Raw genomic sequence first — 15,280 nt, forward strand, 5'->3', positions numbered from 1 at the left:
ATCATGGATATCAAGCGGCTGACCCCGGCCTTTGCCACCGCCCCGCAACTGACGCCGCACGATGTCGAACAGGCCGCGCGCGAGGGCTTTCGCGCGATCATCTGCAACCGCCCCGATGGCGAGGAGGATGACCAGCCGACCGCGGCCCACATCGGTGCGGTTGCCACAGCCGTTGGCCTCGCCTTCGCGCACATCCCCGTAATCCCCGGCGCGATGACCGATGCCGATGCGCAGGCGATGCGCCACGCGCTCGACACCCTCCCCGGCCCGGTGCTGGGCTATTGCCGGTCGGGCGCCCGCGCCGAAAAACTGGCGGCGATGGCGGACGCACTGGTCGCCGGACACGATGCCGCCTCTTATGATATCCTGATCATCGGCGGCGGCAGCGCCGGGATCGCCACGGCCGCCAGCATCCTCAAGCGCCGCCGGGGCATCCGCCTCGCCATCATCGAACCGAGCGACGATCATTATTATCAGCCCGGCTGGACGATGGTGGGCGCGGGCGTGTTCGACAGCGGCTTTACCCGGCGCAGCGAGGTGCACCTGATCCCGAACGGCGCGACCTGGATCAAGGGGTCGGTCAGCCATTTCCAGCCCGATGACAAACAGGTGCTGCTCGATGACGGGCGGCGGATCGGCTATGGCGTGTTGATCGTCTGCCCCGGCATCAAGCTCGACTGGAACGCCATTCCGGGCCTTGCCGATGCGCTGGGCCATGATGGCGTCACGTCCAATTATCGCTACGATCTGGCCCCCTATACCAATCGCCTGGCCAAGGCGTTCAAGGGCGGACGCGCGCTGTTCACCCAGCCGCCCATGCCGATCAAATGCGCGGGCGCCCCGCAAAAGGCGATGTATCTGTCCTGCCACCGCTGGGAAAAGGCGGGGATACTGGCGCAAAGCGACGTGCAGTTCCACACCGCCGGTCCAGCGCTGTTCGGGGTCGCCGCCTATGTCCCGGCGCTGATGGACTATGTCGATCGCTACGGCATTCACCTCAATTTCGGGTCGAAGCTGGTGGAGATTGATGGCCCGGCCAAGACCGCCATTTTCGAGCAGGCGGACGGCGATGGCGTCAGGCGCGTGGCGGAACGCTTTGACATGATCCATGTTGTCCCCCCGCAAGTTGCGCCCGACTTCATCCGCAACAGTCTGCTCGCCGCCCCCTCCGGCTTCGTCGCGGTGGACGAGGCGACGCTGCGCCACCCCGTCTATCCCGATATCTTCGCGCTCGGCGATGCCTGTTCCGCATCCAATGCCAAGACGATGGCCGCCGCCCGCAAGCAGGCGCCGGTGGTCGCGGTGAACGCCCTGGCCGCGCTTGATGGCCATCCCCCGGTCGCCGCCTATGACGGCTATGGCAGTTGCCCGCTGACTGTCGAGGCCGGCAAGATCGTGCTGGCCGAGTTCGGCTATGGCGGCAAATTGATGCCCAGCTTCCCCAACTGGCTGATCGACGGCACCCGCCCGTCGCGCCTGTCCTGGCTGCTCAAGGATACCATCCTGCCGCCGGTCTATTGGCATGGAATGCTCAAGGGCCGCGAGTGGATGGTCAAGCCCCAGCCCATCGAGTCGCAGTCATGATGGACCTGACCCAATATCTGCTGGGTGGCCTGTCGGGCAGCCTGGTCGGTTTCGTGCTGGGTCTGGTGGGCGGTGGCGGGTCCATCCTGGCCGTGCCGCTGATGGTCTATCTGGTCGGCGTGCCCAACCCGCATGTCGCCATCGGCACCAGCGCGCTCGCGGTCGCCATCAATGCCGCGACGGGGCTGGCCAGCCATGCCCGCGCCCATCATGTCAAATGGCGCTGCGGCGGCATCTATGCCGCAGCGGGCATCGTCGGCGCGCTCGCCGGATCGACCTTTGGCAAGATGGTGGATGGCGACAAATTGCTGGCCCTGTTCGCGCTCGTCATGCTGCTGGTCGGCGTGCTGATGCTCAAGGGGCGCGGCAATGCGGGCAATCCGGGCGCGGAATGCAATCGCGAAAAAGCGCCCAAGGTGGTGGGCTATGGCCTTGGGTCGGGCTTGTTTTCCGGCTTTTTCGGCATCGGCGGCGGCTTCCTGATCGTGCCGGGCCTGGTCGCCTCGACCGGCATGCCGATGTTGATGGCGGTGGGCACCTCGCTCGTCGCCGTCACCGCTTTCGGCCTCACCACGGCCGCCAACTATGCCTTTTCCGGGCTGATCGACTGGCCGCTCGCCGCCGTGTTCGTGGCGGGCGGGGTCGTCGGCAGCGTCGGCGGCACGCGGCTGGCCGAGCGGCTGGGGGCCAAGACCGGGCGGCTGACCACCGTCTTTGCGATCCTGATCTTCGTCGTCGCCCTCTACATGCTCTGGCGCAGCGCCGCGGCCTTCATACCGGGGCTCTGACAATCTGACCTATCTCTTTATCCCTGCCCGTCTGGTACAAGGTCGGGCGAAAGGACATTTCCAATGTTCGACTCCTTAGACGCCCTGATCCTCGCCCGCGCCCAGTTCGCCTTCACGGTGAGCTTCCATTTCCTCTTCCCGGCCTTTTCGATCGGCCTCGCCAGTTTCCTGATGGTGCTGGAAGGGCTGTGGCTCGCCACCGGCAAGGGCGTCTATGCCAATCTCTTCCGCTACTGGCTCAAGATTTTTGCCGTCGTCTTCGCCATGGGCGTCGTGTCGGGCATCGTCATGTCCTATCAGTTCGGCACCAACTGGTCGGTCTTCTCCGACAAGGCGGGTCCGGTCATCGGGCCGCTCATGGCCTATGAAGTGCTGACCGCCTTCTTCCTGGAGGCCGGGTTCCTGGGTGTCATGCTGTTCGGCATCAACAAGGTCGGGCGCAAACTGCACTTCACCGCCACCTGCGCGGTCGCCATCGGCACCTTCATCTCCGCCTTTTGGATTCTCTCGGTCAATAGCTGGATGCAGACACCCACCGGTTACGAGATCGGCGCGAACGGCCAGTTCCTGCCCGGCCCCAGCTGGATGGCGATCATCTTCAACCCCAGCTTCCCCTATCGCCTGGTCCACACCGTCCTGGCGGCCTATCTGACGACAGCCTTTGCCGTCGGTGGCGTGGGTGCCTGGCACCTGCTCAAGGACCGGGCCAACCCCGGCGCGCGCACCATGTTCTCCATGGCGATGTGGATGGCGGCGATCGTCGCGCCGATCCAGATTTTCGCGGGCGACATGCACGGCCTCAACACGCTGGAGCATCAGCCGGTCAAGGTGATGGCGATGGAAGGCCATTATGACAGCCATCCCGACGGCGCGCCGCTGATCCTGTTCGGCATCCCCGACAGCGCCAACAAGCGGGTCGATTATGCTGTATCCATTCCCAAGGCATCGTCGCTGATCCTCAAACATGATCTCAATGCGCCGATGAAGGGGCTCGACACCGTGCCGGAAGCCGATCAGCCGCCGGTCGGGATCGTCTTCTGGGCGTTTCGCGTCATGGTCGGCATCGGCTTTGCAATGCTGGGGCTGGGCCTGTGGAGCCTGATTGCGCGCTGGCGCGGCAAGCTGCATGACTGGCCATGGCTGCATCGCGCCGCGCTATTGCTGGGACCATCGGGGTTCGTCGCCGTGCTGGCGGGATGGATCGTGACCGAAGTCGGGCGGCAGCCTTTCACCGTCTATGGCCTGCTGCGCACCGCGCAAAGCGCCTCGCCACTGGATGCGCCCGCCGTCGCGGCCTCGCTGCTGGCCTTCGTCATCGTCTATTTCAGCGTCTTCGGCATGGGCATCTGGTATCTGCTGCACCTGATGAAGAAGCCGCCCGAAGCGCATGAAAGCACGCTGGACGGTGCGCCGATCCGCACCGCCGGCATAACCCCCGCACCCGCCATCGAAGGAGGCGACGCATGATCGACCTGACCGTCATCTGGGCTGCCATCATCGGCTTTGCGATCATCGCCTATGTCGTGATGGACGGGTTCGACCTCGGCATCGGCCTGCTCTTCCCGCTGTTCAAGGTGGGCAAGGATCGCGACACTGCGATGAACAGCATCGCGCCGGTATGGGATGGCAATGAAACCTGGCTGGTGCTGGGCGGCGGTGGGCTGCTTGCCGCCTTTCCGCTGGCCTATGCCATCATCCTGCCCGCCCTCTACGCCCCGCTGATCGCCATGCTGCTCGGCCTCGTCCTGCGCGGCGTCGCGTTCGAGTTTCGCTGGCGCGATCCGGCGCACCGCGCCTGGTGGGACCGCGCCTTCACCGGCGGGTCCGCTGTCGCGACTTTCGCGCAAGGGATTGCGCTGGGTGCCTTGCTGCAGGGGATCAGCGTCGAGGGCCGCGCCTATTCGGGCGGATGGTGGGAATGGCTCTCGCCCTTCTCGCTGCTCACCGGCTTTGGCCTGATGGTCGGCTATGCGCTGCTGGGCGCCTGCTGGCTCAACTGGAAGACCGAGGGCGGCCTGCAGCGTCAGGCGGTAACCTATGCCGGTCGGCTGGGCATCGTCATGCTGGTCGTGATCGGCGCGGTCAGCCTCGCCACGCTGACGCTGGAGGGCAGCTATCAAAGCCGCTGGCTGGCATGGCCCGGCGTGCTGGCCACCGCGCAAGTGCCGCTGGCGACGATCATCGTCACCGCGCTCTTCTACCGCAGCCTCTCCCAGCGCAAGGATGCGCAGCCCTTTCTCTGGGCACTCGCTTTGTTCGGCCTGTGCCTGCTCGGCCTTGGCATTTCGATCTGGCCCTATGTCATCCCGGCGCGCGTCACTATCTGGGAAGCCGCCGCCCCCTATCGCAGCCAGCTCTTCATGCTGGTCGGCGGCGCGGTCCTGGTTCCGATCATCCTAGCCTACACGGCCTGGGCCTATTGGGTATTCCGGGGCAAGGTCGGCAGCGATGGCTATCACTGATGCGTAGACAGCTACGCCAAATCGGCTGGTTCATCGGCATCTGGGCCGCGAGCATCGCAGCCCTTGGGCTGCTATCCTTAGCCCTGCGCCGCTGGCTGCTCTGAGGATTTGAAGGGAGCGACGACCGGATATCGATGGGACAAAATGTAGTCGGTTAACGCGGATATCCGTGACTATCGATCGTCGGCAACGCTGAGCCAATCCAATATCTCATCGCGATGCTCGTCCAGTCGGGGCGGCATTTGGCCCTCCTGCGCGCCTGGCGTCAGGCGAAAGCCAGCGCCCGGCGCGCGGATCGCGCCATCCGGCCCGCCGAGGCCATCGAACGACAATAAGGCGTCCGGCCGCGCAAGGGCTGCGGCTTCGTCCACGCGGCGGACCATGCCGCAGGGTATGCCTGCCGCGCTCATGCCCGCTTCCCAATCAGCGGCGTCGCGGGTGGCGATGACCGTTTCCAACTCCGCCTTCATGGCGTCGAAATTCGCGCGTCGCGCCTCCGGCGTGGCAAAGAGCGGATTGCTCAGCCAATCCTCGCGGCCGGTGAAGCGGGCGAGGGCGGCGAACTGGTTGGGCTGCACGACGCCCAGCGACACTTGGCGGCCGTCCCGCGCGGTGAACAGCGATGCGGTCGGCAGGCCGCTATAGCCGGTATTGCCCATGCGCGTCATCGCGCGCCCCGTCACCAGGAAAGGCGTCACCGCCGATGTCATGAACGCCAGGCTGGCGTCGAACATGGACACGTCGATGAAGCTGCCGCCGTCGCCCTGCATGCGCCGGATCAGCGCAGAAAGGATGGCAAAGGCGGCAGTCTGGCCGGTCAAGGTATCGACGATGGGAAAGCCGACCCGGACAGGCGGATCGCCCTCTTCGCCGCTCAGCATCATCATGCCGCTGGTAGCCTGGACGATATTGTCGATCGCGGGCCAGTCCCGTTGCGGACTATCCTGCCCATAGCCCGATACCGAGCAAAAGATGATGTCCGGGTTCAACGCGCGGACGGCATCATAGCCAAGCCCCAGACGATCGATCACACCGGGCCGGAAATTTTCGAGCAGGACGTCGCAGCGCGACACGATAGCCTGGGCGATCGCAAGATCGTCGGCCTGTTTCAGATCAAGGGCTATCGATTTCTTTCCCGCATTGGCGGCGATGAACGCCGGGGACATGCCCTCGAACCGTGGATCGACATTGTAGGACCGGAAGCTGTCGCCCTGCGGCGGCTCGATCTTGATCACCTCCGCCCCCATCAGACGCAAAAGATGCGAGGCGTAGGGACCGGCCATGACATGGCTGAAATCGGCGATGCGGATGCCCGCGAGCGGCTTGTTCATGGTTGCTCCGGGAATTGCTTGCGGATGATGGACCAGCTGGGGTCTTGGCAAAGGGTGCAGTCCGCACCGACGAACATCGCGGCGGCACCGGCATCCTGCTTCAATTGCCAGTCGAGCCACCCGACCGCGACCCGGCCATAATCCCCGCCATTGACGAGCGAAAATGTGCCGCCATGCCCCGTATCCTTGTTCGCGTAGAAGACGGGGACATGCGACAGCCGCGCCACATCGTCGCTCCCATTGGGGTAGGCGATGTCGGATGGCCCGCCCAATATATAGGCGACGGGCGTATGCAGCTTTTTCAAATCATCCTTAGTGATCCATATACCGCTCAGACCGCCGCCGGGCCGGTTATAGACCCCGCTGTTGAACGCGACGACCGTGTCGATACGTGGATCGGCACCTGCGGCCAGCGCCTGCAATCCGCCGCAGCTATGCCCCATCACTGCGATCCGCTTTGTATCGACATGATCGCGATGGATGCTCTGCGTCGCCCAGTCGATCGCCGCCAGCAACTGATCCACCTGCGTTTCGTCGGCCTTGGCCGGTGGCGGCCCCACCGGCGCAGGCGCAGTATCGTCGTTCGGCAAAGCGGTCAGCGGCGGCCGCTCTTCGCGCGGTGCGCCATTGGCGATCACGATATAGCCATGACTGGCGATTTCGCGCAGGAAATGGCTGGCCGACAGGCCATTGTCGCGACAGCCGCCATTACCCCACAAGACCAACGGCAATCGTTCGCGCGGCCATGTGGCGGGACGGTACAGCGTATAGCCGGGCGCATCGGCAAAGCCTTCCGCCACTGCAGGCCATCGCCCCGTGCCTGCCGGATCGCCGATCCGGCGCGCGACCTTGTCCTGCGTCGGCTGCGCCGATGCGGTGCCGACGATCATCATTGCCATGGCCGCGATCACGATCAAAGGCGTCATATCTTCCCTCCGCATTGTATATCGTCGCGCCCGCGCACTGCTGCCCGCGCCGTTCGGAACGCCTGCATCCCGTCGATGCCAAACCGCGACAGGCTGCGGGCATTGCCTTCGGAATCACGCAGGTACAGTGCGTCGAAGCGCGCCTGCTCCTGCGCAGACATGCCGGATATCGTCACCTTCTGCGCCTTGGCTTCCTCCAGCCCCTTGACCAGCGCCGCATGGATTTCGCGCGACAGCGCATCCTCCCACACCGCTTGCGACTGCGTCAGGATCGCCCGCTCCGCCTCGCTCAACCGGTTCCATCGCGCCAGCCCTATCGCCCGCGCCGGATAGGCACCGCGCGGGATAGCGAGGTTGTTATAATGGCTGGCCACTTCCGCGAAATGCAGCGACTTGAACGTATCGCCCGGCGCGATCACGCCGTCGATCACCCCCTTGGCCATCGCCGAATAGACATCCGCCATCGGCATGTTGACCGGGTCCGCGCCCAGCGACTCCAGCACCGTGAGCAATTCGGTGGGCGCGCGCAGCCGCAGCCCGCGCAGGTCGGCCAGATTGCGCACCTGCCGGTCGGTCGTGACGATCCCGGCGAGCGAGCCGCCCTGGACCGCCAGTACCTTCAGTCCATGCAGCTCATGGCCGATCTGCGGGTTGGCCGCGGCGATGCAGCGATAAAGTTTCAACTGCGAGTCGATGCTGTCCGCCCCGCTGTAGAATCCGGTCTGGATGCGGATCAGATGGGTGCCGCCGCGCACATAGATGGGCGTGATGAGGCCGACATCGGCCACGCCATGGCGCAATTCCTCCATCGACATATCCGACGACAGCAGCGCGCCCGACCAGATCGGCCGAATGCGGATGCGCCCTTGCGACTTGTGTTCGACAAATTCCATCCATGCCTTGTCCGCCTTGCTGAACGGATGGTTCGGGCTGTAGGGCGTCGCATAAGTCAGTTCGGTCACGCCGGGCGGTAGCGGCCGGGCGCACGCCGCCATCAGGCACAGCGGCACCAACAGGGACAGCAGCGCGCGGAGCGTCACGCCAGCCCCCGCGCGGCCAGAAAGTCGGCAACCATCGCGACCATCGCGTCATGGTTCCAATTGGCCGCATCCACCATGTCCGCGTCGATCGCCAGCACCGGAACGCCCGCTGCTTCCAGCGAAAGCGCCGTCAGTTTCGTGCCCGATTGCGACAGGCGGTTGTCGGGCGGCAGCAGGATGACGCAGGCATCGATGCCGCACCGTTCCGCCTCGCTGGTCATCCACCCGTTCATCCATGGCGGCAGATGCAGCACTTCGTTCATCGAACAGATGCGGCTGGCCAGCGCATCCATCGGCTGGCCCTGCAGCTCGCGAATATATTGCGGCCCGGCAAAGGGCATATACATCGACCAGACGAAGACCGCGCCCAGTCGCTCTTCCAGCGCCTGATAAAAGCCCGGATCATGCCACACGCCCGCACCGATCCACATCAGCCTTATGCGTTCATTGTCGGCCGCACCCGCGCCGCTCGCCACCCGTTCCATGACTTCGTCGCGAAAGCGCCTGGCGTGGGCGACGGCCCAGTCCGACCCGCGATGCCATTGCGGAATCATCGTATTGGGCATCTGCTCGGCGATCGACACCGGGCAGGGGCGCGCGCTGCCGATCGCCTGCGCGGCTTCCCAGATATAGCCTTCCTGTTCGTTGATCCGCTCCATCAGGTGATGCAGCTTCGCCTCGTCGAAGCGGCGGCCGGTGCGATTTTCCAACAAGGTGATGAGATCGCGCATTTCCGCGACCATCAGCGCGATGCGATCCGGCTCATAGACCCGTCGCCACGCGCTGCGGCTGTGCTGGAACCAATGGGCTTCCTTATGCTCCCATGCCGGCGCTTCCATCGGGAAAAATTCGCTGCCCAGTGCCTGTGCCCATTGGCCAAAGACATGCTGGATGCAGTCGCAGGTCAGGCGTGCGACCAGCACGGTTGGCTTGGGCAATCCGCCCCAGGGCGCGGTCTTGGGATCGTTCGCCAGCGTGCAGGCCAGGCCAAGCGAGCAATATTTGCAACTATTTTCAGGATAGCCATGCCGCGCCATCACGTCGAAATAATGGCCGGACAATTGTTTGGCGGAGATATAGGCCGACCACCATTGGTTGGTGATGATGGGGATGTCCATCACATGGAAAATCTCGTGCGGCGTGTCGGCCTGGACGATGGCGAAGGGTTCGCCTTCGTCCACGACCCGCCGTTTGAGGTCCGCGCCAAATTGCTTCTGATACACGCTGGCGACGGCGGTGCAGGCCAGATCCTTGCGGCTGCGCTGGCCGGTGGCGCGCGGGGCTATTATGTCGTTCATTGAAAAACTCCTGCCGCTTCCAGTTCGGCGATGCGCGCATCATCAAGCCCGCACAGGGTCCGGGCGATGGCATGGGCATGCTCGCCCATGCCAGGCGCGCGGAAGGGTGCGAACCTGTCGCGGGAAAATGATATGGGTGTCGCGATATGGCCGAACGGTCCCAGGATCGGATGATCGAGCGTCACCAGCGCGCCACGTCCGGCCAGTTGCGGATCAAGGTCGATCATATCCTCGCAATCCTGCACCACGCCGCAGGCGATACCGGCCGCTTGAAGGGTAGAGGCGATGGCATGGTCCTCGCGCTGCGCGGTCCATGCCGCGACATCGGGGCCGGTCATCGCGTGCAGCCGCGCACGATCGTCTTCATCGAACAGGCTGATCGCGACCCAGCGGTCTTCGCCGCGTGCCGGAAACACATCCTGGAAGAAGACGCCCGGATCGGCATTGCCCGACCGTTGCGGTCGCTCGCCGCGCCGCGCGGCGGACAAGCTATCGCGCATCTGCTGCACGCAAATTTCATACATGGATGCATCGATATGCGCGCCCCGTCCCGTTTCGCGCCGATGCTGGAGCGCGGCCGCCACGGCGCCTGCCATCACGAACGGCACGATCACATCCCCATAGGGCACGGCGCCGGGTATCACCGGGTCGCGCGTCGGATAGCCGGTCAGGAATGTGCGCCCCGACAACGCGCCACCCGTGCCATCGACGCCCCATTCCTGCGCCAGCGGCCCCGTCTGCCCGAACACGCTGCCCGACACCATCACGATGCCCGGATTGCGCTGGCAAAGCGCGTCATAGTCCAACCCCAGCTTCTTCATCGTGCCCGGCGAGAAATTCTCGACCACCACGTCCGCCCAGTCGATCAGCGGATCGATGAGTTCGCGCGCCTCCGGCTTCTTCATATTGAGCGACAGGCTGCGCTTGGACGAATTGAGATGTGCGAACCAAGGCTTGTCATCCCAATTGCCCGGCTGCGATGCGGACACCTGCACATCCAACCGGGCAAGATCCGGGCGCGTGCGGCTTTCGATCTTCACGATCTCCGCGCCCAGGTCGCCCAGCGTCTTGGTCGTGATCGACCCGACCAGTGCCCAGGCGAAATCAAGTACCCGGACACCTGCCAATGGCCCCGGCCGATCGCCTGTATGAATGGCAGGCGCGGCAACCGCCGAACCCGCGCGGATCGCGGCAAATCGTTCCGGCAGGCCCGATGGCGTGTCGAAAAAGCCGCGCGCGGCGAGATGCCGGTCTGCCAGCACATCGGTCGGTTCGTTCGCGACGCAAGCATTGATCCCCCGCCGCAGCCCTTCGGTCGCGATCTCCGCCTTGGTGCGCGATCGGAAGAAGGCGTCGATGGCTGCTTCCCACATCGCGCGCGTGTCGGCGGGCAGCGTCGAACGGTTATAGCTGAGCCAATCGGTGCCGTGCAGCGGATTGGGCGCGCCGACGGCATCCATCCAGTCGGACAGAGCCTGATTGGCGGGTGCCCCCAGTCGCCCGGTCATCAGCGAATGGAAACACCATCCATCGGCCAGCCGCCAGATCGCACGCACCGTCGCTTGGCCATAGGCGAGCGCGCCGCCGACCCGTTTCAATTTGCGCCGGTCGAACTGCCAGCACAATATCCCGTTGAAATTACGGCTGAAGGCTACCTGCTGGATGGATATGTCGACATGCTGCCCCTTGCCATGCGTGCCGCGTGCATAATGGGCGGCCATCGCACCACTCGCCGCGACCATGTCCGCATGGAAGGTGCAGGCATCGCCCGCTTCCTTGACCGGCGGGAGGTCGGGTTCACCCGTCACCCGCAGCGCCCCGCCCATGGCCGACGCGACGAACTCGCCACCCTTCCAGCCGGATCGCGGCCCGCCCGACCCGAAGGTGGTGACCGAGACATGCACAGCCGTCTCCGGTATCGCGACGTCTTTCAGGCTTTCCAAGCCGAGATCGTCGATGACGAAGGACGCGCCTTCGACCGGTCCGCCCAGTTCAGCGCCCAGCGACGCCAGGAAGCGCGCCAGTGGGCGATCCGCCATGCCGCCCAATGTGGCGACGCGATGACCTGCAAGCGGGGTCATGCCTTTAACTCCTTCAAAAATTTCGCAATCTCCTGTGCCACCCCATCGTTCGCGCGCCAGTCGCGTCGGGTGAGGATGAGCGTCGGTATACTGGCGTCGGCCAGTGCGTCCCGCTGCGCGGGCAAGTGCCAGATGCGCGCCTCATCCTCTTCCGCGAACCATAACAGGACCGCCGATGCGCGGGTGTGCCGCGCTTGCGCCGCCAGTGCATCGGCATGATCGCGAAAGGCCCGGCTGCCTTGCGCGGCCTCATGCAACTGGCGCGCGATCGCGGCACATGGATCGCCGCTGCCTTCCTCCACGCGAAGGTCGCCGGGATTTTGCCAGCTTTGCGCCAGCGTCGGTCCGGCCGCGCGCCATCCGGCCGCCTCAATCATCGCATGGATGCGGGCATCGGGCGGCGGTGTGCCCCCCAGCAGGCACAATGGCGCGTCGCCGCCGAATTGCGGCGCAGCAATCCGCAGCGCGTTGGTCGCCACAATCCCTTGCTCCAGCGCGTCATCGTCGATGCCGAGGTGCGCGGCCAGTCGTCTGATCGCCTTGCCCATATGCGCGACGCTGCTGGCGCGCTGGATCGTGGCGGTGTCGAAGATCATCGGTTCGGGACCAGCAATCTCGCCCCGCTGCCGCAATTCGCAGATATAATAATAGAGCCGCTGCGCTGCATCGTCACCGCGCGAGAAGAGCACCGCGTCCAGCCCATTCAGCGCGCCATCCGCCCAATCCTGCAGGATGGACCGCGTCCAGAGCGGAAATTTGCTTTCGAGCCAGCGATCCGCCGCCGGAAGGGGCCGATCGACATTCCATCCCACCGGGCCGGAACAGGCGCCCGTGGCGGTCAGCACATCTTGCGGTAGGTCGGGGCCGACATAGGCAATCATGGTCATTGTCCAATAACAGTGGGCAGCCACAGCGCCATGGCCGGGAACAGGATGATGAGGAGCAGGTGGATGAGATCACTGCCGAGGAAGGGCAGCACGCCCTTGAATATCCGTCCCAACGGCACGTCCTTCGCCACCCCCTGGATGACATAGAGGTTCATCCCCAGCGGCGGGTGGACGAAGCCGATCTCCATGGCGCGGGTGATGAAGATGCCGAACCAGATCGGCGACATGCCCACCCCTTCGACGATCGGCAGCAGGATAGGCGTGGTCAGCAGCATCAATGCCAGCCCGTCCAGCACCGATCCCAGCAGCAGCAAAAGCAGCGCGACGACCAGCAGGGTCGGGATGGTGCCCATGTCCATGGCCGACACGGCAGTGCCAACCGCTTCGGTCAGCCCGGTCACGCTGATGAAGACCGAAAAGATGATCGCACCGATGATGACCAGGAAGATGAGGCCCGTCGTCCGCAAGGTTTCGGAAAAGGCGCGGAACAACACCTCGCGGTTGAGCCGCCCTCGCCATGCCGTGATCGCCAGAGCGCCGGCCGTGCCGATGGAGGAGGCTTCGGACGGGCTGAACCAGCCCAGTACGATCCCGCCCAGCACCACGGCCAAGAGCAGCAGCATGTCGGCGATGCGCAACATCGCCCGGCCACGCTCCGCCCAACTCGCCCGCTCGCTCGGCGGCGCGATCGAAGGACGCCAGCGCACGAGCAGCCACACGACCAGGCAATAGAAGAGCATCTGCGAAATGCCGGGAATGAGCGTGGCGGTGAACAGCGTGCCGATCGATTGTTCGGCGATGATGCCATAGACGATCAGCGCGCCCGATGGCGGCAACATCTGGCCCAATGTGCCACCGGCAGCGACGGTGCCGGTCGCCAGCGCATCGCTATAGCCGCGCTGGCGCATTTCGGGCAGCGCGACCAGGCCGATGGTCGCCGCCGTCGCCAGGCTGGAACCGTTGATCGATCCAAATCCGGCGCAGCCCCCGATCGACGCATAGGCCAGGCCGCCGCGCCGATGGCCAATCATCTTGGCGGCTGCATCGAACAGATCCCGACTGGCATTGGCCGCAAAGAAGAGATGCGCCATCAGCATGAACAGCGGCAATGTGCCCAGTTCATAGCGGGTCAGCGTTTCGACCACGACGACGCCCGCCTTGATGAGAGCCCCCTCCGGCCCAAGCGCGACCATCAGGCCGCCGACGCCGACAAGGCCCAGCGAAACGCCGATCGGCACGCCGCACAACAGCATGGCGAACAGGAGGATAAGGCCGATCAGCCCGGTTTCGGGCGTTGCAAGGATCATGGTCGGCGCCCTTCCAACAGCTGGCGGACAAGCAGCGCGATGATGACGACCAGCGTTATGTTGAGAAAGGCGCGCATCGCCCACCAGGGCACACCGACCAGTTCGCTCACCTCCTGGCTGCCCCACAGGTCCGCCGCCAGCCAGCAGGAGCCGCCCAGTAGCATCAGGTAGAACAGGATCGACAGCGCGGTGCAGACCCATTCGGCGACATCGCGGTTGCTGCCGGTCAGCCGATCGAGGATCAGGTGAACGCGCGCATGGTTGCGGCCCAGCGTCGCGGCGACCAGCGCCAGCGATCCGCCGATCAGGACGACGACCTGCACCAGTTCGATCGCGCCCTTGAGCGGCAGGCCGGTGTGCCGACCGATCACCGCCAGCAGATTGAGCGCCGCTGCAATGATCAAGGCGACCCCGCCCGTCCATATCATCATGGTCTTGGCAGCATTCATGCAGTCACCTCTTCGACCCAGCCGTCGTTGCTGATTGTGATCGCCGGTAGCCCGGCAGCGTGCGTGATCTGTTCGACATAGGCGCAAATCTCCGCCGCGCGCGTCGCCGACGCTAGTGTTGGACGACCGGGCGGCTCGACATCGACCGGAATGATGCGGACCCCGATGGTCCGGTCCGCATCCCATGTGACATGGCCCAGAAAGGCATTGACCGCTTCGGGGTGAAAAGGCGCGAGCGGATAGGCCGGGTCGGGTTCGAACCCGAACAAAGTCCGCCGCCGCGCCGCCCATTCCGCCCGCGCCGGATGGTCCTGCGCCGGGCTGAGCGCGCTCGTCACGACGCAGCCATTGCCAAGCCCGTGGAAGATCGGCTTGCCCCGGTAAAATTCGATGCCCCGCACGATATGGGCGTGATGGCCGATGACGACATCCGCGCCCGCATCGATCGCGGCATGCGACACCGCCCGCTCATAGGGCGCCAACTGGACGGGGGTATGGACGATGCCCTTGTGTAGCGCGACCAGCACGATGTCGGCCTGGTCCCGAACGGCGGCAATGTCGCCCTTGAGCATGGCGCGTGCCTCGTCCGTCAGCGTGGCGAGCGCAGCCGCTGGCGCGATCGGCGCGCCGTCGGCCGTCTCGATCCGCAGCCAGGCGCATCCGGCTTTATCCTTGCTCGCCCAGCTTGCGACCGGACCCACGCAATTATAGCTGAGCAGTGCGATCCGATGTCCGCCGCGCGTGACGATGGCCGGTGCGCGTGCGGCGGCGAGCGTCAGCCCCGCGCCGCAATGCGCCACGCCCAGCGCATCCAGTCCCGCTATCGTATCGGCAATGCCTTCCGCGCCGCAATCCGCGATGTGATTGCCCGCCAGGCTCAGCATGGCAAAGCCCGCATCGGCAATGGCGGCCAGATTTTCGGGCGGTGCGCCGGGTGCGGGGACATCGCCTTTCAACTCCGCCCCGCGCACCGTATGCGGCACCTCCAAATGGCCGATCGAAAGGTCCGCAGCGCGCAGCGCGGGCGCGATCCCGGCCAGCCAATAGGCACCATCCGGCTCGTCCAGAACCAGATCGCCTGCCAGCACGATCGAGATCGCATCCTGTGTCACGCTGTCATCCGCTCC

Annotated in this window: 13 protein-coding genes; 4 read left to right on the top strand and 9 right to left on the bottom strand. The window is 65.1% G+C overall.

Annotation, left to right across the window (positions count from 1 at the left end):
- The first annotated feature begins 3 nt into the window (after positions 1-3).
- From BSY17_RS09520 to cydB, 4 genes are all read left to right on the top strand, one after another.
- Complete coding sequence (locus BSY17_RS09520; protein WP_069065331.1) at positions 4-1,584, top strand: bifunctional protein tyrosine phosphatase family protein/NAD(P)/FAD-dependent oxidoreductase; 1,581 nt, start codon at positions 4-6, stop codon at positions 1,582-1,584.
- A complete protein-coding gene (locus BSY17_RS09525) occupies positions 1,581-2,372 on the top strand; it encodes a sulfite exporter TauE/SafE family protein (RefSeq protein ID WP_069065332.1) in 792 nt (263 codons plus the stop codon). The genes BSY17_RS09520 and BSY17_RS09525 overlap by 4 nt, the downstream gene beginning before the upstream one ends.
- Positions 2,373-2,435: 63 nt before the next feature.
- Positions 2,436-3,839 (top strand): cytochrome ubiquinol oxidase subunit I, encoded by a 1,404-nt coding sequence (locus BSY17_RS09530; RefSeq protein WP_069065333.1) that lies wholly within the window; start codon positions 2,436-2,438, stop codon positions 3,837-3,839.
- The gene (gene cydB, locus BSY17_RS09535; protein ID WP_069065334.1) at positions 3,836-4,834 is read left to right on the top strand and encodes a cytochrome d ubiquinol oxidase subunit II; all 999 of its coding nucleotides are present in this window, start codon (positions 3,836-3,838) and stop codon (positions 4,832-4,834) included. The genes BSY17_RS09530 and cydB overlap by 4 nt, the downstream gene beginning before the upstream one ends.
- Before the next feature lie 173 nt (positions 4,835-5,007).
- On the opposite strand, the gene BSY17_RS09540 is transcribed toward cydB, so the two are convergent.
- From BSY17_RS09540 to BSY17_RS09580, 9 genes are read right to left on the bottom strand one after another with little or no spacing between them, the layout of a single operon-like run.
- On the bottom strand, positions 5,008-6,165 hold the full coding sequence (locus BSY17_RS09540; RefSeq protein ID WP_069065335.1) for a CaiB/BaiF CoA transferase family protein: 1,158 nt from the start codon (positions 6,163-6,165) through the stop codon (positions 5,008-5,010).
- Positions 6,162-7,091, bottom strand: coding sequence for a dienelactone hydrolase family protein (locus tag BSY17_RS09545; protein ID WP_069065336.1), 930 nt, complete (start codon positions 7,089-7,091; stop codon positions 6,162-6,164). Before BSY17_RS09545 ends, BSY17_RS09540 begins: the two co-directional genes overlap by 4 nt.
- Positions 7,088-8,131 (bottom strand): TRAP transporter substrate-binding protein DctP, encoded by a 1,044-nt coding sequence (gene dctP, locus BSY17_RS09550; RefSeq protein WP_083217098.1) that lies wholly within the window; start codon positions 8,129-8,131, stop codon positions 7,088-7,090. The genes BSY17_RS09545 and dctP overlap by 4 nt, the downstream gene beginning before the upstream one ends.
- The gene (locus BSY17_RS09555; protein WP_069065337.1) at positions 8,128-9,429 is read right to left on the bottom strand and encodes a 2-hydroxyacyl-CoA dehydratase subunit D; all 1,302 of its coding nucleotides are present in this window, start codon (positions 9,427-9,429) and stop codon (positions 8,128-8,130) included. Before BSY17_RS09555 ends, dctP begins: the two co-directional genes overlap by 4 nt.
- On the bottom strand, positions 9,426-11,510 hold the full coding sequence (locus BSY17_RS09560; RefSeq protein WP_069065338.1) for a CaiB/BaiF CoA-transferase family protein: 2,085 nt from the start codon (positions 11,508-11,510) through the stop codon (positions 9,426-9,428). The genes BSY17_RS09555 and BSY17_RS09560 overlap by 4 nt, the downstream gene beginning before the upstream one ends.
- The gene (locus BSY17_RS09565) at positions 11,507-12,397 is read right to left on the bottom strand and encodes a hypothetical protein (RefSeq protein WP_069065339.1); all 891 of its coding nucleotides are present in this window, start codon (positions 12,395-12,397) and stop codon (positions 11,507-11,509) included. The genes BSY17_RS09560 and BSY17_RS09565 overlap by 4 nt, the downstream gene beginning before the upstream one ends.
- A complete protein-coding gene (locus tag BSY17_RS09570) occupies positions 12,394-13,704 on the bottom strand; it encodes a TRAP transporter large permease (RefSeq protein WP_069065340.1) in 1,311 nt (436 codons plus the stop codon). Before BSY17_RS09570 ends, BSY17_RS09565 begins: the two co-directional genes overlap by 4 nt.
- Complete coding sequence (locus BSY17_RS09575) at positions 13,701-14,153, bottom strand: TRAP transporter small permease (protein WP_069065341.1); 453 nt, start codon at positions 14,151-14,153, stop codon at positions 13,701-13,703. Before BSY17_RS09575 ends, BSY17_RS09570 begins: the two co-directional genes overlap by 4 nt.
- Positions 14,150-15,265, bottom strand: a complete 1,116-nt coding sequence (locus BSY17_RS09580) for a CapA family protein (protein WP_069065342.1) — start codon at positions 15,263-15,265, stop codon at positions 14,150-14,152. The genes BSY17_RS09575 and BSY17_RS09580 overlap by 4 nt, the downstream gene beginning before the upstream one ends.
- Between the last annotated feature and the right edge of the window lie 15 nt (positions 15,266-15,280).

Source organism: Sphingobium sp. RAC03 (assembly GCF_001713415.1).
Lineage (GTDB): Bacteria > Pseudomonadota > Alphaproteobacteria > Sphingomonadales > Sphingomonadaceae > Sphingobium.

Excerpts from the sequence above, each read along its gene's own strand:
- BSY17_RS09560 (WP_069065338.1), bottom strand. The coding sequence starts at position 11,510 with ATGACCCCGCTTGCAGGTCATCGCGTCGCCACATTGGGCGGCATGGCG.
- BSY17_RS09520 (WP_069065331.1), top strand. The coding sequence starts at position 4 with ATGGATATCAAGCGGCTGACCCCGGCCTTTGCCACCGCCCCGCAACTG.
- cydB (WP_069065334.1), top strand. The coding sequence starts at position 3,836 with ATGATCGACCTGACCGTCATCTGGGCTGCCATCATCGGCTTTGCGATC.
- BSY17_RS09575 (WP_069065341.1), bottom strand. The coding sequence starts at position 14,153 with ATGAATGCTGCCAAGACCATGATGATATGGACGGGCGGGGTCGCCTTG.
- BSY17_RS09545 (WP_069065336.1), bottom strand. The coding sequence starts at position 7,091 with ATGACGCCTTTGATCGTGATCGCGGCCATGGCAATGATGATCGTCGGC.
- BSY17_RS09570 (WP_069065340.1), bottom strand. The coding sequence starts at position 13,704 with ATGATCCTTGCAACGCCCGAAACCGGGCTGATCGGCCTTATCCTCCTG.
- BSY17_RS09530 (WP_069065333.1), top strand. The coding sequence starts at position 2,436 with ATGTTCGACTCCTTAGACGCCCTGATCCTCGCCCGCGCCCAGTTCGCC.
- BSY17_RS09555 (WP_069065337.1), bottom strand. The coding sequence starts at position 9,429 with ATGAACGACATAATAGCCCCGCGCGCCACCGGCCAGCGCAGCCGCAAG.
- BSY17_RS09565 (WP_069065339.1), bottom strand. The coding sequence starts at position 12,397 with ATGACCATGATTGCCTATGTCGGCCCCGACCTACCGCAAGATGTGCTG.
- BSY17_RS09525 (WP_069065332.1), top strand. The coding sequence starts at position 1,581 with ATGATGGACCTGACCCAATATCTGCTGGGTGGCCTGTCGGGCAGCCTG.
- BSY17_RS09540 (WP_069065335.1), bottom strand. The coding sequence starts at position 6,165 with ATGAACAAGCCGCTCGCGGGCATCCGCATCGCCGATTTCAGCCATGTC.